Origin of the sequence: Micromonospora yangpuensis, from assembly GCF_900091615.1 — a bacterium.
GTDB lineage: Bacteria > Actinomycetota > Actinomycetes > Mycobacteriales > Micromonosporaceae > Micromonospora > Micromonospora yangpuensis.
This window is the reverse complement of the sequence record NZ_FMIA01000002.1, coordinates 1737882-1755476: the sequence shown is the minus strand read 5'-3', so window position 1 is coordinate 1755476 and position 17595 is coordinate 1737882. Positions and strand designations below refer to the sequence as shown.

Sequence of the window (17595 nt, the reverse complement as noted above, 5' to 3'; positions counted from 1 at the left end):
GGACAATATCCGTCACCTGCACCGACGGCCGTCCCGACCACCGTCGGGCAGCGCCGGCGGAGTCGACGACAGCGAGAATCGAGGTACGGATGCCCGAGTGGTTGCCGTGGGCGGCGCTGATCCTGCTCGCCGTCGTGGCCGGCTGGGCCTGGGACAGCTGGCGCAACCGGCCGGGCGGACGGCCCCGCACCCGGCCGGACGGCGCCGACCGGCGGACCGGCGCACCGAAACGTCCACGCACCCGCCCCGGCAGCCCGCCCCGCCCCCGCACCGGTGACCGGGCCCCGGCCGGTACGCCCCGCAGCGGGGAGATCTGGTGGGCCGACGTGCCGTACGCCGACGGGGACGGCTCGAAGGTCCGCCCCTGCCTGGTGCTGCGGGTGGAGCGCCGGCACGCCGAGGTGCTCAAGATCACCAGTCAGGACAAGAGCCACCGGGACGACCACGTACCGATCCCCACCGGCGACTGGGACCCCGATGCCGAGCGGGACAGCTTCCTGGACCTCGGCGACCCGATCCAGGTCGACCTGGTGGCCTTCGAGAACCGGGCGGGCACCTGCGACCAGCAGCTGTGGCGCCGGATCCGTACCCTGCCCCACCTGCGCTGAACTGGCCCGGAGCGGGCCGGCGCCCGGCCCGGTCGGACCCGCTGGTCGCCGTGGGTCGGCCGGCGGTCAGTCCCAGGCCGCGCCGAGGGTGCGCAGCTGGTCGGCGTACTCGATCCGCCCGGCCCAGCCGGCGGGCCAGGCGGCCATCCCCACGGCGGCCCCCAGGAATGCCCCGGCCAGCGCGGCGATCGAGTCCGAGTCACCGGCGGTGGTGGCCCCCCGGGCCAGCGCGGCGACCGGATCGTCGGCATGCCGGATCGCGCAGTACAACGCGGTCGCCAACGCCTCCTCGGCCACCCAACCCTCACCGGTGTGCCGACAGGGGTCACCACCGTCGTCCGGCCGACCCAGGGCGGTCACCAGCCGCTGCAACGCCCGCCGGCACTCGTCCCAGCCCCGGGCGATGAACTCCCGCGCGGAGTCCACTCCGGGGCGCTGCCACAGGTCACCGAGCCAGTCGCCGTGGTAGGTGTGCCGCTGCCGGTCGGCCCGCTCCAGCAACAGCTCCGGCAGGTCGGCCAGGGCCGCGCCCTCGCGTGCCAACCGCACCGCGTACGCGGTCAGCTCGCTGGCCGCCAGGCCGGTCGGATGGCCGTGGGTCAGCCCCGCCTGCAACTGGGCCAGACCGGCGAGGGTGGTCAGGTCGACGTCGAGCAGACCGATCGGGGTCACCCGCATGTTCGCGCCGCAGCCCTTCGAGCCAGCCTGGGTCGCCTCCTGCCAGCGGGTCCCCCGGGCCAGCTCGGCGCAGGCGCGCAGGCAGGTCATGCCCGGGGCACGGTTGTTCTCCGGGCTGACCGCCCAGGCCAGGAACCGACGCCGCAGCAACGGCTCGACGACCTCGGGCGTCGGCACGGACGCCTCGCGCACGGCCTGGGCCACCGCCAACGCCATCTGGGTGTCGTCGGTGACCAAGGCCGGCTCGCCGACCAGCTCGCGGGGGCCGGTCGGACCGTACCGGCGGTGGATCTCGGCGACGGTCAGGAACTCGGTCGGCCGCCCCAGGGCGTCACCGTAGGCCAGACCGTACAGCGAGCCGCTGGCCCGCCGGAGCGAGGAGTCGATCACAGCGCCATGATGCCGGGCCGTCGCAACCCCGCCGGCCCAGCCCAGCCCGACCAGCCCAACCCAGGCCGACCAGCCCGACCCGGTCCGACCAGCCCAACCCGGTCCGACCGGGCTGGACCAGACCGGCCTGGGCCAGTCCGGCCGGCCTGCCTGGTCCGGCCCGGGTGGTCAGTCCCAGCAGAGACAGAACGGGTGGCCCGCCGGATCGGCGTAGACCCGGAAGCCCTCCCCCTCACCGGGCAGCCGCCGGGCACCGAGCTTCAGGGCCGCCTGCTCGGCGGTCTCGATGTCCTCGACGGTCACGTCGAGATGGAACTGCTGGGGCCGCTCCGGGTCGGGCCAGGCCGGCGGACGCAGATCGGGTGCCCGTTGGAAGGCGAGCCGGGGCTGCTGGCCGGGCGGTCCTCCGAGCACCACCCAGTCGTTGCCGTCGGACTGCTCCTCGTTCAGCGGCAGGCCCAGCAACTCGGCGTAGAAACCCGCCAGGTCGCGAGGGTCCGGACAATCGATCACGACGGTACGTAGTTGTCCCACCATGCGCCTCATCCTGCCCCACCGGTACGACACCAAACCCGCCCCGCGGCCACCCCGCCCCGCGCGCAGCCCCGCCCGCGCGCAGCCCCGCCCCGCGCGCTGCCGCCACGCTTCTAGATGCAAGAAGGGGACCCTTCTCGACCGTATGCGTTAACAGGGGGCCCTTCCTTACACCTCGTCGGCTAGGCGGCGGGCGGCGTCGCGGCAGGCGGCCAGGGCCGCCCGGACGTAGCCGTCGGTAGCGCCGGCCAGGCCGCAGGCCGGGGTGACCACCACCTGGCGGGCCAACCGGCTGCGGGGGAAGCCCAGCCGGTCCCAGACCTGGCGTACCCGGTCGGCGACCTGGGCGGAGGTCGGTGCGGGGCCGGCCGACGGTGGGCTCGTGGCGATCGCGCCGGCCAGCAGGCCGAGCCCGGCGTCGATCGCCTCGCCGAGCGGGTCCAGCTCGGTGAGCAGGCCGAGGTCGAGCGCTACGCCTACCGCGCCGGCCGAGCGGATCACCTCCAGCGGTACGTCGGGGGCGCAGCAGTGCACCACGGTCGGCACCCCGGCCGCCTCGATCACCGTCCGCAGGGCAGCGGCCGCGTCCGGCCCCGGCACCGGCCGGTACGCACCCAGCCCGCTCTCGGTGGGCACCCGGCCGGCGAGCACCGTCGGCAGCGACGGCTCGTCGAGTTGCAGCAGGACCGCGGCACCGGGCAGCCGACGGGTGAGCGCCGCGACGTGTCCGCGCAGCCCCTCGGCGAGGGAGTCGGTGAGGTCGCGTACCGCGCCCGGGTCGCGCAGCAGCCGCCCGCCGATCGGCAGCTCCAGCGCCGCCGCCATGGTGAACGGGCCACCTACCTGCACCTTGACCGGCCCGGTGTAGCCGTCGGCCTGCTCGGCGAGCTGGTCGAGGTCGCGTTCCATCAGGTCCCGGGCGCGGCGCAGGTCCCGCCCGGGGCGCGGGGCGATCCGCCAGCGGGCCGCGTACAGCTCCACCGGCAGCTCGACCAGCAGGCCGCCGGTGCGCCCGACCAGGTCCGCGCCCGGACCACGGGCGGGCAGCTCGGGCAGGTGCGGCAGGACGGGCAGCTCGCCGAGGACGATCCGCTGCGCCTCGGCGATGTCGGTGCCGGGAAGTGAGCCGATCCCGGTCGCCGCGCCGGTCGGCCAGGGCCAGGTCTGGTCAGTCACCGCCGAAGGGTAACCGCTCACCCCGGCCACCCGGCCGGCGCTGCCGCCGCACCGACGGAGCAGGCCCGCCGCCCGAACCGAGTCCGCCGCCCGAACCTACGGAACAGGGCCGGCCGCCCGCACCGGCGGAACAGGGCCGCCGCCGAACCGGCCCGACCGGGGCCGCCGCCGAACCTACGGAACAGGTCCGCTGGCGAACCGGCCCACAGGTCAGCCGGAGATGGTGGCCGAGCCGAGCACCACGTCGCCGGCCGGGTCCGGGCGGTACGCCACGATCGCCTGGCCGGCGGCGACCCCGCGCAGCGGCCGGCGCAGGTCGGCCCGGAGGCCGTCGCCGCTCGGCACGACCGTGGCCGGGACCACGTCGCCGTGCGCCCGCAGCTGCACCTCGCACTCGACCGGCCCGGTCGGTGTCCCGGTGCCCGTCCACACCGCGCGGGTGGCGTGCACCGTGGCCACCTCCAGCGCCTCGGCGGGGCCGACGGTCACCGTGTTGGTCGTGGGGGTGATGGAGAGCACGTAGCGGGGCCGGCCGTCCACGGCGGGCCGGTCCAGGTGCAGGCCCCGGCGCTGCCCGACGGTGTACGCGTAGGCACCCTGGTGGCTGCCGACGACCGCACCGGTCAGCGCGTCGACCACGTCGCCGGGGGCCTCACCCAGCCGGTCGGCCAGGAAGCCCCTGGTGTCGCCGTCGGCGATGAAGCAGATGTCGTGCGAGTCCGGCTTGTCGGCGACCGCCAGGCCGCGGTCGGTCGCCTCCGCCCGGACCTGCGCCTTGGTCGAGTCGCCGAGCGGGAAGACCGACCGGTCCAGCTGCGCCCGGGTGAGCACCGCCAGCACGTACGACTGGTCCTTGGCCAGGTCGACGCTGCGGCGCAGGAGGCCGTCGGCGCCGAGCCGGGCGTGGTGGCCGGTGACCACCGCGTCGAAGCCCAGGGCCACCGCCCGGTCCAGCACCGCGGCGAACTTGATCTTCTCGTTGCAGCGCAGGCAGGGATTCGGGGTACGCCCCGCCGCGTACTCGGCGACGAAGTCGTCCACCACGTCGGCGTGGAAGCGGTCGGCCATGTCCCACACGTAGAACGGGATGCCGATCACGTCTGCCGCCCGGCGGGCGTCCCGGGAGTCCTCCAGGGTGCAGCAACCACGCGCCCCGGTGCGGTAGGTCTGCGGGTTACGGGCCAGCGCCAGGTGCACCCCGGTCACGTCGTGCCCGGCCTCGACCGCCCGCGCCGCCGCCACGGCGGAGTCCACCCCGCCCGACATCGCCGCCAGAACCCTCACCAGCCCACGCTCCCTTCCCCACCAACCCTAGCCACCGCCCCGCCCGGACGGCATCCGGCGGGGGGACAACCGCACCGTCACGGTGGTCAGCGGGGTGCGGGTGGACCAAACGCTCCGCCGGACGGCGGTCAGCGGGCGGGTCGGCCCACCACACCGACCGACGGTCAGCGCGGGGCGGAGCCCAGCGCGGCCGCCCGCCGGGCCCGTTCCACGGCCGCCGGCAGCGCGGTGACCAGGGCGTCGACGTCGGCGGCGGTGGAGGTGTGGCCGAGGCTGAACCGCAGCGAGGAACGGGCCCGGTCGTCGTCGGCGCCCATTGCGAGCAGCACGTGCGAGGGCTGGGCCACCCCGGCGGAGCAGGCCGAGCCGGTCGAGCAGCCGATGCCCTGGGCATCGAGCAGCAGCAACAGGGCGTCGCCCTCGCAGCCGGGGAAGGAGAAGTGCGCGTTGCCGGGCAGCCGGTCGGTGGCCGCGCCGTTGAAGATCACGTCCGGCACCGCCTGACGGACCCGGGCGACCAGGTCGTCGCGGAGGGCGGCGACGCGGGCGGCGTACTCCTGTTGGGTCTTGACCGCGGTCTCCACGGCCACCGCGAAGGCCACGATGCCGGGGGTGTCCAGGGTGCCGGAGCGTACGTCGCGTTCCTGGCCGCCGCCGTGCAGCAGCGGGGTGGCCGCGACGTCCCGGCCCAGCAGCAGGGCACCGACGCCGATCGGCCCGCCGAGCTTGTGCCCGGTGACGGTCAACGCGGCGACCCCGCTGGCGGCGAAGTCGACAGGCACCTGACCGATCGCCTGGACGGCGTCGGTGTGCACCGGCACCGCGTGTTCGGCGGCGATCGCGGCCAGCTCGGTCACCCGCTGGACCGTGCCTACCTCGTTGTTGGCCCACATCGCGGTCACCAGGGCCACCCGCTCGCCGTGGCCGGCCAGTTCGGCCCGTAGCCGCTCCGGGTCGAGCCGCCCGCCGCCGTCGACCGGCAGCCAACTGACCTCGGCGCCCTCGTGCTCGACCAACCAGTCGACCGCGTCGAGGACCGCGTGGTGCTCGATCGCGCTGCAGACCACCCGGTGCCGGCCCGGGGCGGCCGCCCGGCGGGCCCAGAAGATGCCCTTCACCGCGAGGTTGTCGCTCTCGGTACCGCCGCCGGTGAAGATCACCTCAGAGGGTCGGGCACCCAGTACGGCGGCCACCCGTTCCCGCGACTCCTCCACCCGCCGACGGGCATGGCGGCCCGCCGCGTGCAGCGACGACGCGTTGCCGACCTCGCGGGCGGTGGCGACGTACGCCTCCAGTGCCTCGTCGAGCATCGGAGTGGTCGCCGCGTGATCCAGGTATGCCATCAGGGTTCAGCCTAACCAGCGGAGTGGGCCGGCTGCCCCGCGCGTCCGGTTCCCCCGGCCCGCCGGGGCTGTGGCGGGCCGGGGGAACCGGCGGACCGGGGGAACCGGCGGGCCGGACCGGGGTCAGGCCGGTACGGCGGTGACCACGATGTTGTCCCGGTACCGGCGGGTCTCGGCGTCGAACGGGCCACCACAGGTGATCAGGGTCAGCCGGGGTGCTCCGTCGCGGGCGAAGTACCGGTCCAGCGGGATCTTCGTCTTGGCGTACTCCTCCCGGGCCACCACCCGGTACCGGCGTTCCCGCCCGTCGTCGCCGGTGACGGTGACGGTGTCGTCCCGGTCCAGCTCCCGCAGCCGGAAGAAGGCACCCCGGCCCTGGTCGGCGCTGTCGACGTGGCCGGCGACCACGATCGAGCCCTGGTCGGCCTCCAGCCCCGGGCCGAAGCGGTACCAGCCGATCTCGTCGACGCTCGGCGGCACCTCGAACTCGTTCGTCCGGGGGTTGATGCCGACCGCGTCGACGGTCGCGGTGACCTCGATCGCCGGGATCCGCAGCCGTACCGGTGGGACGGCCCGGTCGGTGGTGGGCAGGTCGCCCCGGGTGACCGGGACCGACGGGGCGCCGCTGCCGCTGGTCTCGGCGCTCGGGGTGGCGGTGGCCAGCCGGGCGGCCTCGTCCGCGCCGACCGGCTCGGTCGGACCGGAGCCGCAGGCCACCACCGTGGCGGCGGTGAGCGCGGCAGCGCCGGCGGCGAGGGCCGCCAGCGCGCCGCGGTCGCGGACCGTCACCGCCGGGCCGGCCGGGCGGTGGCCAGCCGCGCTCCCCCACCGATCAGCAGCAGCGTGCCCGCGCCGGCCAGCACGTACCAGGCCGTGCCGAGACCGGTGGCGGCCTGGCCACCGGTGCCGCTGGGCACGCCGGACGGGGCGGAGTGCAGGCCGGTGATGGTCTGCGACACGATGCTCAGGTTCTCGCCCTCGGCGGAGCCGATCGCGTAGACGATCGTCGCGGTGCCCTCGGCCAGGTTGAGGTCCGCCGGGCCGATCGCGACGGTGTCGGTGCCGGCGAGGACCACGTCGGCGTTGACGGTCCCGGCGTCGACGTCACCCTTGGCCTCGTTCGGGTTGGTCAGGTTCTCGAAGACCGGCTGGCCACCCGCCCGTACGTCGACCGCCGGGGCGGCAGCGGTGTGCCGGACGACCAGCCGCGCCTTGCCCGCGTCGACCCGGCCGGTGTCGTTGACGAACGGGGTGATCTTCGGCTCGCCCTCGGCGTTGAGGTGGGCCGCGATGCTGATGTTCGCCCCGCCCGGCACCTCGGCGTCGTCGACGCTGAGGATCGCGCTGCCGATCGGCTCGCCCGGCTTGGTCAGGGCGATGTCGTACGCCCCCTCGGCCAGGTCCAGCGGCCCGGCCACGTCGCCCGGCTTGAAGTTCTCCAGCGTCTTCTCGCCGTTGACGTAGACGTCGACCGGGGTGTCCGGGATGCCGTGGACCACGGAGACCTTGGCCGAGGCCGCGTAGGCGGGGGTGGCGGTGAACGCGGCGATCCCGGCGAAGGTCAGTGCGGCGGCGCTCCCCGCGGCGATCCGCCGGACGGACGAATACGACATGTCTGCCTCCTAGTGCTTCGTGGGGGTTCGTCTCCCCCGGGTTGCAGAACGGGTTACGCCGGCTGCCGTGGCGACGGATGCGGATGGAATCCGAATTCTTTTCTTTTCCGCCGGTGCATCCGTACCGGCCCTCCAGCACGAAAGAGCAGGCAGGACAGGACCCGAGTCGGAGAATGGGGCGAAGACTGTGGGCGCTACAGTCGGGCATGCCCCATGGAAGGCGAACCGCCCGGTGACAGTGGTACGGCAGGCATCCGACCCGCCCGAGGACGACCTCGCGGTCCGGTTCCGCGCCGGTGACGAGAACGCCCTGCGGCAGGCGTACGACCGGTACGGCCGCGCCGTGTTCCATCTGGCCACCAGCACCCTGGCCAATCGCGCGGACGCCGAGGACGTGACCCAGGCGACCTTCGTCGCGGCCTGGCTGGCCCGGGACACCTTCGACCCGGCGCGCGGGTCGCTGATCGGCTGGCTGCTCGGCATCGGCCGGCGCAAGGTGGTGGACCGGCTGCGGGTCGCCGCGCGGGAGAACCGGGTGGTGGAGACCGTCCGGCAGCTGCCCGATCCGGCCCCGACCAGGCCGGACCCGGAGACCGTGGTCGACCGGCTGGTGGTCGCCGACGAGCTGGCCCGGCTCCCGGAGGACCAGCGTCGGATGCTCGAACTGGCCTTCTTCGACGATCTGACCCACCAGCAGATAGCGACGGTGACCGGGGTGCCACTGGGCACGGTGAAGAGTCACATCCGACGGGGCATGGCGAGCTTGAAACGCAGATGGGAGGTGGACGGTGCCGCACCTGGAGCACGACCGGCTGGTCTTCCTGGCGCTCGGTGAGAGCGGGTCGGACCAGGGTGAAGCCACCCATCTCGACACCTGCGCGCACTGTCGCGGTGAGCTGGAGACCCTGCGGCACGTCGCCGGGCTGGCCACCGCCACGCAGCCGCTGCGGGACCTGCCCGCCCCGCCGGAGCACCTCTGGCAGGGCATCCGCGCCGAGATCGAGGCCGCACAGGAACTGTCGTCGCCGACGGAGGCGCGGGAGCTGCCGTCGCGGGCAGAGGCCCGGGAGCTGCCGTCGCTGACCGCGGTCCGAGGCGGCCAGCAGACGGCACCGACGTCACGACGGCACCAGGTCGACCGGCGCCGTAGGCGACTCACCCGGTGGGCGCTGACCGCGGCGACCGCCACGGCCGCCGCCGTGCTGGGCGTGGTCGGCACCCTCGCCGTGGTGCGCTCCACCGAGCCCGCGCAGGAGCAGGTCGTCCTGGCCAGTGCGCCGTTGAGCGCGTACGGCCCGACGCCGCCGGAGGCCCGGGGCGAGGCGCGGGTGCTCGACGACGGTCGACTCCACCTGCACGTGGCGAATCTTCCCGAGGTTCCGGGGTACTACGAGGTCTGGCTGATCAACCCTGTCAACGGCGAGATGTTCTCGGTCGGCGTTCTCGGTGCCGGCTCGGACGTACTGCTACCGTTGCCGGCAAAGGTCGACCTGCGGGCGTACAACGTCGTCGACGTCTCGGCCGAGCAGTTCGACAACGACCCCGCCCACTCCGGCGACAGCCTGTTGCGGGGCACCCTGACGGGCTGATCGGCGGGCCGGATCAGCTCCCCGGCCCGTCGATCAGCTCCCCGTCCGACCCGGCCCCGTTCCCTCCCCTACCGGCGGGACCAACACCGTGACGCCCCTCGCTGCGTACTCGGAGAGGGGTGTGGAACGTGGACACTCGCCGTTCGAACAGAACGGCGGGTGTCCACCGCGGGGTTTGCCGGTGAGAGCGACGTGCGGCGTGCCGGCGGGGAGATGGAGATCCCCGCCGGCACGCGGCACGGGCAGGTCACTTGCGCTTGCGGATCTCCTCGGCGGCCTGCGGGAGGATCTTGAACAGGTCACCGACCACCCCGAAGTCGGCCAACTCGAAGATCGGCGCCTCGCCGTCCTTGTTGACCGCGACGATGGTCTTCGAGGTCTGCATGCCGGCCCGGTGCTGGATCGCACCGGAGATGCCCAGCGCCACGTAGAGCTGCGGCGAGACCGTCTTGCCGGTCTGACCCACCTGGAACTGGTGCGGGTAGAAACCGGAGTCGACCGCCGCCCGGGAGGCGCCGACGGCCCCACCCAGCAGGTCGGCCAACTCCTCGACCAACTTGAAGTTGTCGGCGTTGCCGACGCCCCGACCACCGGAGACGACCACCGAGGCCTCGGTCAGCTCCGGCCGCGAACCCTTCTGCTCGGCGACCCGGTCGACCACCCGGGCCAGCTTGTCGGTGTCGGTGACGGCGACGGTGAGCTGCTCGACGGTGGGGGTGGCCGGCGCCGGAGCCGGGTTCACCGAGTTCGGTCGGACGGTCACCAGCGGCAGGCCCTTGGTGACCTTGGCCTTGACGATGGTGGCACCGGCGAAGACGACCTGGGTGGCGGTGCCGTCGGCGGCCAGCCCGACCACGTCGGTCAGGATGCCGTTGTCCAGCTTGACCGCCAGTCGGGCGGCGATCTCCTTGCCCTCCTGGGCGGAGGCGAGCAGCACGGCGGCCGGCTGCACCCGCTGGACCAGTTCGGCAAGCACGGTGGCCTTCGGCGCGACCAGGTAGCCGTCGATCTCCGCGCTCTCGGCGGCGTAGATCTTCTCCGCGCCGTACTCGCCGAGGGTGGCGCTGAGCGCCTCGGCCGCACCGGGTCCACCGAGCACCACCGCGCTGGGCGTGCCCAGCTCGCGGGCGAGGGTGAGCATCTCCAGGGTGACCTTCTTGACGCCGAACTCACGGGTGGCTTCGACGACGACGAGAACCTCAGACATGTCCTGACCCCTCACACGAACTTCTCGGTGGCGAGGAACTCGACCAGCTTGACGCCGCCCTCGCCCTCGTCGGTGATCTTGGCACCGCCGGACCGCGCCGGACGCCTGGTGTGCTCCAGAACGGCGCTGGTCGCCCCGGCCAGGCCCACCTCGTCCGGAGCCACCCCGAGATCACCCAGGGAGAGCGTCCGTACCGGCTTCTTCTTGGCGGCCATGATGCCCTTGAAGGACGGGTAGCGCGGCTCGTTGATGGTGTCCCAGACGGAGACCACGGCCGGGGTCGCGGCGGTGACCACCTCGTAGCCCTCCTCGGTCTGCCGCTCGACGGTAAGCGTGGCGCCGTCGACGGTGAGCTTGCGCGCGCCGGTCAGCGCGGCGATCCCGAGGCGCTCGGCGAGCATGTGCGGCAGGACCTGCACCCGGCCGTCGGTCGACTCTGCACCGCAGAGCACCAGGTCGGCGTTGAGCTGCCCCAGGGCCGCGGCGAGCACCTTGGAGGTGGCCACGGCGCAGGAGCCGTGCAGGGCGTCGTCGACGACGTGCACGGCGGCGTCCGGGCCCATCGAGAGCGCCTTGCGGATCGACTCGGTCGCCCGGTCCGGGCCCATGGTCAGGATGGTGACCTCACCACCGTGCGCTTCCTTGATCTTCAGCGCTTCCTCGATGGCGTACTCGTCCATCTCGTTGATGACGTTGTTCGCCGAACCGCGGTCTAGGGTGTTGTCGTCACTGCGCAGGTTGCGGTCCGCGCCCGAGTCGGGCACCTGCTTGACGAGTACGACGATGTTCATCGCGCTTCGACGACCCTCCTGTAGGTGGTGCGATTCCTCGCCCGGTCAGGCGTTGCTCGCCTGGTCACGGGCGCAGCCTCGCGCGTTTGTTGCCGGCCGGTCAACCGCCCGATGCAGTGCGATTACCCACGCCGCAAGGTTACCTGCCAGTAGCATCACGGGTCGGGGCGAGGCGGAGTGACACAGCTCACCCAGCCGGCGGTCAGGCCGGGGCGGCCAGCGCCTGCCTGATCCGGTCGATCGCCTCGGCCTCGGCCGGGGACACCCCCTTGTGCGCCCGCGCCACCTCGTCGGCGGCGGTCAGCACCACGGACCGGTAGTTCTGCGCCTCGCCGGGGGCCTTGTCCCGCAGGATCGCCATCGCCCGGCCCAGCGCCGGCAGCACCACCGACTCGACCTCCAGGGTCGAGTCCCGGGGCAACCGGGGCAGCGGACCGTTGGCCAACACCTCCTTGACCAGGCCACTGGCCCCCGACATCACCCCCGAGGCGGCGAAACTCTCCCGGACCATGGCGAACACGCCAGGGTCGGCGTTGGACACCAGGAACACCGCGCCGAACGCGCCGGTCCTGAGGGTGAGCTGCTCGTCCTCCGTCAACCGCTCCATGATCACGGAGTGTAGACGTACGGCGTGGTGGTGGTGACCGGGACGAAGCCGAGCCGCTCCAGGATCGGCCGGCTCTGCGGGGAGGCGTCCACCTGCAACAACGTCCGGTCCCGTTGCCCGGCCAGCCGGGCCCGGTGCACCACCAGCGCCCGGTAGATGCCCCGGCGACGCCACTGCGGCAGGGTCGAGCCGCCCCACAGGGTGGCGAAACCGGTGCCGGCCGGGTACCGCACCCAACCCGCGCTGACCACCTCGTCGGCCGCCTCGGCCACCACTACCGTGATCGACTGCGGGTCGGCGGCGATCTCCTTCGCCAGGCCGGTCACCAGGTGGTCCCGGTCGGCCTGCCAGACCACCCGCTCCATCGCCGCGATCCGCTCCAGGTCGTCCCGGCCGGTCACCTCGCGCAGGCGTACCCCCTCGGGCAGGACCGGCATGGCGCCCGCCAGCGGGGCGACCGGGCTGATCACGACGGTCTCCTCGTCCTCGGGGACGAAGCCGGCGGCCCGCAGCCGGTCGGCCAGGTCGGCCGGCTCGTCGTGCGCGTTGAGCTTCCACTCGACCGCCTCACCCCGCCGGCGGAAGATCTCCACCTGCCGCGCGATCAGCTCGTCCAGCTCCGTGCCGGCCAGACCACCGAGGTCCCGGTAGGTGAGGAAACCCCGCTGGTCCAGCCCGAGCACCCGCACCAGCGGACCGTCCCGCTCCACCGTCACCCCGGCCGGCGCCGGGTCGGGGATCTCCGGTCGGATCTGGTTGTCGTACGCGGTCCGCAGCGTCGTTGCGTCAAGATCGGTCACCCACCCAATCTATGTCGCGGACAAAGCGGATAATCACTGCTCGTGTGGCAGACGATCAGGCAGTGGTTCGACCCGCAGGACATGCGGGCGGTGGGCAGCACCCCCGACTACCGCTTCTCGTTGGCCAACGAACGGACCTTCCTGGCCTGGCTGCGGACCGGGCTGGCGCTGGTCGGCGGCGGGCTCGCCGTGGCCCAGTTCCTGCCGCCCCTGCCGCTGCGGCACCTGCGCGAGACGATCGCCATCGTGCTGTTGCTGATCGGCGCGGCGGTGGCGGTACGGGCGGTGGACCACTGGGCGCGTACCGAACGGGCCATCCGGTTGGGCGAGGAGCTGCCCGCCTCCCGGTTCCCGGCGATCCTCGCGCTGGTGGTCGGGCTCGGCGCGGTGCTGCTGGTGCTGGCGGTGCTGGCCGGGGCGCTCGGGTAGCGGTGACCGACCACCGACCGCACCGGGACCCGGGGCTGCAGCCCGAACGGACCCGGCTGGCCTGGCGGCGGACCGCGCTCACCGTGACCGTGGTGACGGTGCTGGCGGTCCGGCTGGCCCTGACCGGAGACGTGACCGGCGCGCTGCTCGGTGGTGCCGTGCTGCTCGGCTGGGCGGTGGCCCTGCGGATCTGCTGGCGGCGCGGCACCGGCACCGGCACGACGGCCACCGGCGGACGCTCGTTGCCGCTTGCCGCACTCAGCGTGGTCGGTATCGCCCTGGCCGGCATCCTGCTGGTGCTGCGGGAGCTGTGGTGAGTCACGGCGAGGGTGAGTCATGATGGGGCCATGGTCCGGCTGTTCATCCTCCTCTTCTTCGTCCAGGTCGTCTGCGCCGCCCTCGCGTTGATCAGCTGCCTGTCGGCGGAGAAGGGCACGGTGCGGGCGATGCCCCGACCCGCCTGGGTGGCCGTCATCCTGCTCGTGCCCCTGTTGGGGTGGATCGCCTGGTTCCTCGCCGGGCGCCCGAGGCCGGTCACCCCGATCGGCACCCGGCCGGCCCGGGGACCGGCCGCGCCCGACGACGACCCGGAGTTCCTGCGCGCCATCGCCGAACGGGCGGCCAAGCAGGACCACGACCTCTTCCGTCGGCTGGAGGAGGACCTGCGCGACCAGGCCGGGCCGGCGACGGAGCCGGGTCGGTCCCGACCCGCCGCGGGGCCGACCGGCGAACGCCACCGACCGGCGGCCGGAGCCACCGACGAACCGGAGGATCGCCAGCGCCGCGACGACGACCTGCCCGAGGGCGGCCTGCACAGCCGCGAGGGCGAGGAGGACCGCCCGGAGCCCAGGTGACCGGGACCGCCGCCTCGGCTCCAGTGCTGGGGCCGAGGCGGCGGCCGGGCTCATCCCCGGCGGCGCGGGGTCGGGGTAACCCGGCGACGCGGGGTCGGGGCTACGGCCGGGGTCACACCCGGCGGCGCAGCGCCCGTACGGCCAGCGGGGCGAAGACGGCGGCCAGGACCGCGGCCCAGATCAACGACTGGAAGACCGGGCCGGCGACCGGACCGCCGACCAGGAGCCCGCGCAGCGCGTCGGCGAGGATGGTCACCGGGTTGACCTGCACCCAGGCCTGCAACCAGCCCGGCATGGTCTCGGTCGGCACGAACGCGTTGCTGGTGAAGGTGAGCGGGAAGATCACCGTGAAGCCGAAGATCTGCACCTTCTCCGGCTCGCTGACCAGCACCCCGACCAGTACCGAGATCCACGCCGCGGCCAGCGAGAAGGTCAGCAGCAGGGCGAACGCGCCGAGCAGCCCGAGCAGCCCGTTGCCCAGTCGGAACCCGAGGACCATGCCGACGCCCAGCAGCAGCGTCAACGCCCAGGCCTGCTTCACGGTGTCGGCCAGGATCCGCCCGGCCAGCGGCGCCCAGCGGGCGATCGGCAGCGCCCGCAGCCGGTCGAAGACCCCTTTGGTCAGGTCGTGGTTGAGCCCGAACCCGGTGGTCATGGTGGCGAAGAGGGCGTTCTGCACGACGATGCCGGGCAGCGCGAACATCAGGTAGTCGCCCGGCGAGCCGGAGATCGCCCCGCCGAAGACGTAGGTGAAGAGCAGCACGAACATCACCGGTTGGATGCTCAGGTCGAGCAGCTCCATCGGGTTGTGCTTGATCTGCACCAGGCTGCGCCAGGCCAGGGTCATGGTGTGACCCACCCCGGCGAACGGGCTCGACCGGCGCGGGGGTGCCACCGGCGCGGGGACACTGACGGCGGTCATGCCGGCGCTCCTTCCAGGTCGGTCGGGGTGGCCTGCTCGGCCGGGTGGCCGGTCAGGGAGAGGAAGACCTCGTCCAGGCTGGCGCCGCGCAGCGAGAGCTCGGCGACCGGGACCCCGGCCTCGTCGAGCTGACGCACGACGGTGGGCAGCACCCCGGGGTCGTTGACCGGCACGCTGACGGTCTGCTGCACGACCTCCGCGGTGCTGCCGGCGGCCGCCCCCGCGACGGCCACCACCCTCGGCACGTCCGCCGGGTCGACCGGCCGGATGGCCAGCGTCTGCCCGCCGGTCTTGGATTTGAGCTGCTCCGGGGTGCCCTGGGCGATGACCCGCCCGTGGTCGACCACGGCGATCTCGCTGGCCAGCTGGTCAGCCTCCTCGAGGTACTGCGTGGTGAGCAGCACCGTGACGCCGGAGCCGACCAGGTCACGCACGATGTCCCACAGCTCGGTGCGGCTGCGTGGGTCGAGCCCGGTGGTCGGCTCGTCGAGGAAGAGCACCTGCGGGCGCCCGACCAGGCTCGCGGCCAGGTCGAGGCGGCGACGCATGCCACCGGAGTAGGTCTTGGCGGGCCGTTCCCCGGCGTCGGAGAGGTGGAAGTCGGCCAGCAACTGCCGCGCGCGGGCCTTGGCATCCGCCCGGCCCATCCCGAGCAGCCGGCCGATGAGCAGCAGGTTCTCGCTGCCGGTGAGGGTCTCGTCGACCGAGGCGTACTGCCCGGTCAAGCCGATGATCTGCCGCACCTGGTGGGCGTCGCGCCGCACGTCGAAGCCGCCCACGGTGGCGTGGCCCTCGTCGGCGCGCAGCAGGGTGGTGAGCACCCGTACGGCGGTGGTCTTGCCCGCCCCGTTCGGGCCGAGCAGCCCGAAGACGGTCCCGGTGGGGACCGCCAGATCGACCCCGGCGAGGGCGGTGGTGGCGCCGAAGCGGCGTACCAGCCCCTCTGCCCGGATTGCGTACTCCATCGCAGCTCCTGTCCTTCGTATGGTCGTCACACCCTGCACCACGGGTACGACAGACCAACGACGCGCGGCCGACAATACGACAGGAGACGCGCGAATTCCGCTGATTTTCGCAGGTAGCGGCCGATGTGCGGCCGGACCGGGACGGCTCAGGCCAGGTTCGACGAGCGGGGGTACGCGTCCGCCGGATCGGTGAGCACGTTCACCAGGTACGGCACCCCGGCGGCGAAGGCCCGGTCCAGGGCCGGTGCCAGGTCGGCCGCCTTGGCCACCGTCTCCCCGGCCCCGCCGAGCGCCTCGACCACCCGGTCGTAGCGCAGCTCGGGTTGCAGGTCGGCGGCGACGTCGTAGCCGTACATGGCCCGCATGGGGTGCTTCTCCAGACCCCAGATGCCGTTGTTGCCGACCACGATCACCACCGGGAGCCGTTGGCGGGCCAACGACTCGACGTCCATCAACGAGAAGCCGGCCGCGCCGTCGCCCATCAACACGCAGATCTGCCGGTCGGGGTGGCTGACCCGGGCCCCCATCGCATATCCCAGGCCGGTGCCGAGGCAGCCGTACGGGCCGGGGTCGAGCCAGCTGCCGGGCTGTGCCGGCTCCAGGTACTTGCCGGCGTACGAGACGAAGTCGCCGCCGTCGCCGATGGTGATCGCGTCGGGGTCGAGGACCCGACGCAGCTCCCCGTAGATCCGGGCCGGCCGGATCGGGTCGGTCTCGGCGGCCATCGCCTCGGCGTCGCGGGCCCGGGCCGCCTCCTCGGCGTCGCGCAGGGTGGCGATCCAGTCGGTGTGGTCGACCCGGTCGCCCCGGTGGTCGGCGAAGGCGGTGAGGATCAGCCGCAGGTCCCCGGCGGGGCTGGCGGCCGGCTGCAGGTGGGTGGCCCGCTGGCTGGGGGCGTCGACCACGTGCACCACCTGCGCGTCGCCGAAGTCGCCGAAGCCGAGCCGGAAGTCCAGCGGGGTGCCGACCACGGCCACCACGTCGGCGCCGCCGAGGGCGACCCGGCGGGCCTTGGCGAAGGCGAGCGGGTGGCCGGGCGGCAGCGCCCCCCGGCCCATGCCGTTGGTGAAGACGGGCACCCGCAACGCCTCGGCGGCGGCGCGCAGCGCCTCGACCGCGTCGCCGCCCCAGACGTCGGAGCCGGCGACGATGACCGGACGGCTGGCACCGGCGAGCAGCTCGACCGCCCGGGTGACCTCCGCCGGGTCGGCCTCGACCGGGACGATCGGGGCGGCCTGCGGGGCGTCGGCGTCGGCCACCGAGAAGATCGTCTCCAGCGGGAAGTCCAGGAAGACCGGGCCCCGGTGCGGGGTGAGCGCGGCGGTCAGCGCGGCGGAGACCGCCCGGGGGATGTCGTCGGTGCCGAACACCGTCTCGGCGTGCTTGGTGACCGGGGCGACCAGCGGCAGGTGGTCCATCTCCTGCAGGCTGCCCGAGCCCCAGCGGAACGCCGGTGCCCTGCCCCCGAGCACCAGCACCGGAGAGGCGTTGAAGTAGGCGCTGGTCAGCCCGGAGATGCCGTTGGTGACGCCCGGGCCGGCGGTGAGCACGGCCAGGCCGGGGCGGCGCTGCAGCTTGGCCACCGCCTCGGCGGCGAAGACCGCGGTCTGCTCGTGGCGGACGTCGTAGATGGGGAAGTCGGACCCGTGCGCGGCGTCGTAGAGCGGGAAGACGTGCCCGCCGGAGAGGGTGAACATCTCGCGTACGCCGTACGCGCGCAGCGCCGCGAGCGCCAACTCCCCGCCGTGCCCCTCGATCCGCTCCGCCATCGCCGCTCCCTCTCCGTCAGCCCCGACCGGAGTCCC

At 73.7% G+C, this 17595-nt stretch carries 19 protein-coding genes and 1 pseudogene; 6 read left to right on the top strand and 14 right to left on the bottom strand.

Annotated elements, in window-relative coordinates; genetic code table 11:
* Positions 1–89: 89 nt before the first annotated feature.
* Positions 90–608, top strand: a complete 519-nt coding sequence (locus tag GA0070617_RS08145; protein WP_091435408.1) for a type II toxin-antitoxin system PemK/MazF family toxin — start codon at positions 90–92, stop codon at positions 606–608.
* 66 nt (positions 609–674) lie between these two features.
* On the opposite strand, the gene GA0070617_RS08140 is transcribed toward GA0070617_RS08145, so the two are convergent.
* From GA0070617_RS08140 to GA0070617_RS08110, 7 genes are all read right to left on the bottom strand, one after another.
* Positions 675–1676 carry an ADP-ribosylglycohydrolase family protein gene (locus tag GA0070617_RS08140; protein ID WP_268239617.1) on the bottom strand — a complete coding sequence of 334 codons (1002 nt, stop codon included), beginning with the start codon at positions 1674–1676 and terminating at the stop codon, positions 675–677.
* Between the two features lie 168 nt (positions 1677–1844).
* The gene (locus tag GA0070617_RS08135; RefSeq protein ID WP_175440468.1) at positions 1845–2213 is read right to left on the bottom strand and encodes a VOC family protein; all 369 of its coding nucleotides are present in this window, start codon (positions 2211–2213) and stop codon (positions 1845–1847) included.
* A gap of 165 nt (positions 2214–2378) precedes the next feature.
* Positions 2379–3386 carry a uroporphyrinogen decarboxylase/cobalamine-independent methonine synthase family protein gene (locus GA0070617_RS08130; protein WP_091435406.1) on the bottom strand — a complete coding sequence of 336 codons (1008 nt, stop codon included), beginning with the start codon at positions 3384–3386 and terminating at the stop codon, positions 2379–2381.
* 210 nt (positions 3387–3596) lie between these two features.
* On the bottom strand, positions 3597–4670 hold the full coding sequence (mnmA, locus tag GA0070617_RS08125; protein ID WP_091435405.1) for a tRNA 2-thiouridine(34) synthase MnmA: 1074 nt from the start codon (positions 4668–4670) through the stop codon (positions 3597–3599).
* 164 nt (positions 4671–4834) lie between these two features.
* A complete protein-coding gene (locus GA0070617_RS08120) occupies positions 4835–6013 on the bottom strand; it encodes a cysteine desulfurase family protein (protein ID WP_091435404.1) in 1179 nt (392 codons plus the stop codon).
* A 123-nt stretch (positions 6014–6136) separates the two neighbouring features.
* The gene (locus GA0070617_RS08115; protein ID WP_091435403.1) at positions 6137–6802 is read right to left on the bottom strand and encodes a class F sortase; all 666 of its coding nucleotides are present in this window, start codon (positions 6800–6802) and stop codon (positions 6137–6139) included.
* Positions 6799–7626, bottom strand: a complete 828-nt coding sequence (locus tag GA0070617_RS08110; protein ID WP_091435402.1) for a DUF4397 domain-containing protein — start codon at positions 7624–7626, stop codon at positions 6799–6801. Before GA0070617_RS08110 ends, GA0070617_RS08115 begins: the two co-directional genes overlap by 4 nt.
* A gap of 232 nt (positions 7627–7858) precedes the next feature.
* On the opposite strand from GA0070617_RS08110, the gene GA0070617_RS08105 reads away from it, so the two are divergent.
* Entirely contained in the window at positions 7859–8461 is a 603-nt protein-coding gene (locus GA0070617_RS08105; RefSeq protein WP_091435401.1) for an RNA polymerase sigma factor, read from the top strand.
* Entirely contained in the window at positions 8415–9215 is an 801-nt protein-coding gene (locus tag GA0070617_RS08100; RefSeq protein WP_091435400.1) for an anti-sigma factor, read from the top strand. Before GA0070617_RS08105 ends, GA0070617_RS08100 begins: the two co-directional genes overlap by 47 nt.
* A 247-nt stretch (positions 9216–9462) precedes the next feature.
* Here the strand turns inward: GA0070617_RS08100 and GA0070617_RS08095 are convergent, their stop codons facing one another.
* From GA0070617_RS08095 to GA0070617_RS08080, 4 genes are all read right to left on the bottom strand, one after another.
* Positions 9463–10422 (bottom strand): electron transfer flavoprotein subunit alpha/FixB family protein, encoded by a 960-nt coding sequence (locus GA0070617_RS08095; protein ID WP_091435399.1) that lies wholly within the window; start codon positions 10420–10422, stop codon positions 9463–9465.
* 11 nt (positions 10423–10433) lie between these two features.
* Positions 10434–11213 (bottom strand): electron transfer flavoprotein subunit beta/FixA family protein, encoded by a 780-nt coding sequence (locus GA0070617_RS08090; RefSeq protein WP_091435398.1) that lies wholly within the window; start codon positions 11211–11213, stop codon positions 10434–10436.
* 202 nt (positions 11214–11415) lie between these two features.
* Complete coding sequence (locus GA0070617_RS08085) at positions 11416–11820, bottom strand: hypothetical protein (protein ID WP_091435397.1); 405 nt, start codon at positions 11818–11820, stop codon at positions 11416–11418.
* Positions 11821–11822: 2 nt separating this feature from the next.
* Positions 11823–12620 carry a GNAT family N-acetyltransferase gene (locus tag GA0070617_RS08080; RefSeq protein ID WP_091435396.1) on the bottom strand — a complete coding sequence of 266 codons (798 nt, stop codon included), beginning with the start codon at positions 12618–12620 and terminating at the stop codon, positions 11823–11825.
* Positions 12621–12701: 81 nt separating this feature from the next.
* On the opposite strand from GA0070617_RS08080, the gene GA0070617_RS08075 reads away from it, so the two are divergent.
* The 3 genes and pseudogenes from GA0070617_RS08075 to GA0070617_RS31385 form a co-directional block, all read left to right on the top strand.
* A complete protein-coding gene (locus GA0070617_RS08075; RefSeq protein WP_373868304.1) occupies positions 12702–13049 on the top strand; it encodes a YidH family protein in 348 nt (115 codons plus the stop codon).
* Positions 13050–13051: 2 nt separating this feature from the next.
* On the top strand, positions 13052–13366 hold the full coding sequence (locus GA0070617_RS08070) for a DUF202 domain-containing protein (protein ID WP_091435394.1): 315 nt from the start codon (positions 13052–13054) through the stop codon (positions 13364–13366).
* Positions 13367–13396: 30 nt separating this feature from the next.
* Positions 13397–13717 (top strand): annotated as a pseudogene (locus GA0070617_RS31385) (PLD nuclease N-terminal domain-containing protein); the annotation flags it as partial.
* Between the two features lie 298 nt (positions 13718–14015).
* Here GA0070617_RS31385 and GA0070617_RS08060 read toward each other — a convergent pair.
* The 3 genes from GA0070617_RS08060 to GA0070617_RS08050 all read right to left on the bottom strand — a co-directional run bounded on the left by GA0070617_RS08060 (position 14016) and on the right by GA0070617_RS08050 (position 17559).
* Positions 14016–14825 (bottom strand): ABC transporter permease, encoded by an 810-nt coding sequence (locus tag GA0070617_RS08060; protein ID WP_091435392.1) that lies wholly within the window; start codon positions 14823–14825, stop codon positions 14016–14018.
* On the bottom strand, positions 14822–15790 hold the full coding sequence (locus tag GA0070617_RS08055) for an ATP-binding cassette domain-containing protein (protein WP_091435391.1): 969 nt from the start codon (positions 15788–15790) through the stop codon (positions 14822–14824). The genes GA0070617_RS08060 and GA0070617_RS08055 overlap by 4 nt, the downstream gene beginning before the upstream one ends.
* Positions 15791–15936: 146 nt before the next feature.
* On the bottom strand, positions 15937–17559 hold the full coding sequence (locus GA0070617_RS08050) for an acetolactate synthase (RefSeq protein ID WP_091435390.1): 1623 nt from the start codon (positions 17557–17559) through the stop codon (positions 15937–15939).
* Between the last annotated feature and the right edge of the window lie 36 nt (positions 17560–17595).

Coding starts and splice junctions, on each gene's coding strand:
- GA0070617_RS08145 (WP_091435408.1), top strand. CDS start 90: ATGCCCGAGTGGTTGCCGTGGGCGGCGCTGATCCTGCTCGCCGTCGTG.
- GA0070617_RS08135 (WP_175440468.1), bottom strand. CDS start 2,213: ATGGTGGGACAACTACGTACCGTCGTGATCGATTGTCCGGACCCTCGC.
- GA0070617_RS08120 (WP_091435404.1), bottom strand. CDS start 6,013: ATGGCATACCTGGATCACGCGGCGACCACTCCGATGCTCGACGAGGCA.
- GA0070617_RS08110 (WP_091435402.1), bottom strand. CDS start 7,626: ATGTCGTATTCGTCCGTCCGGCGGATCGCCGCGGGGAGCGCCGCCGCA.
- GA0070617_RS08095 (WP_091435399.1), bottom strand. CDS start 10,422: ATGTCTGAGGTTCTCGTCGTCGTCGAAGCCACCCGTGAGTTCGGCGTC.
- GA0070617_RS08090 (WP_091435398.1), bottom strand. CDS start 11,213: ATGAACATCGTCGTACTCGTCAAGCAGGTGCCCGACTCGGGCGCGGAC.
- GA0070617_RS08085 (WP_091435397.1), bottom strand. CDS start 11,820: ATGGAGCGGTTGACGGAGGACGAGCAGCTCACCCTCAGGACCGGCGCG.
- GA0070617_RS08075 (WP_373868304.1), top strand. CDS start 12,702: ATGCGGGCGGTGGGCAGCACCCCCGACTACCGCTTCTCGTTGGCCAAC.
- GA0070617_RS08060 (WP_091435392.1), bottom strand. CDS start 14,825: ATGACCGCCGTCAGTGTCCCCGCGCCGGTGGCACCCCCGCGCCGGTCG.
- GA0070617_RS08055 (WP_091435391.1), bottom strand. CDS start 15,790: ATGGAGTACGCAATCCGGGCAGAGGGGCTGGTACGCCGCTTCGGCGCC.
- GA0070617_RS08050 (WP_091435390.1), bottom strand. CDS start 17,559: ATGGCGGAGCGGATCGAGGGGCACGGCGGGGAGTTGGCGCTCGCGGCG.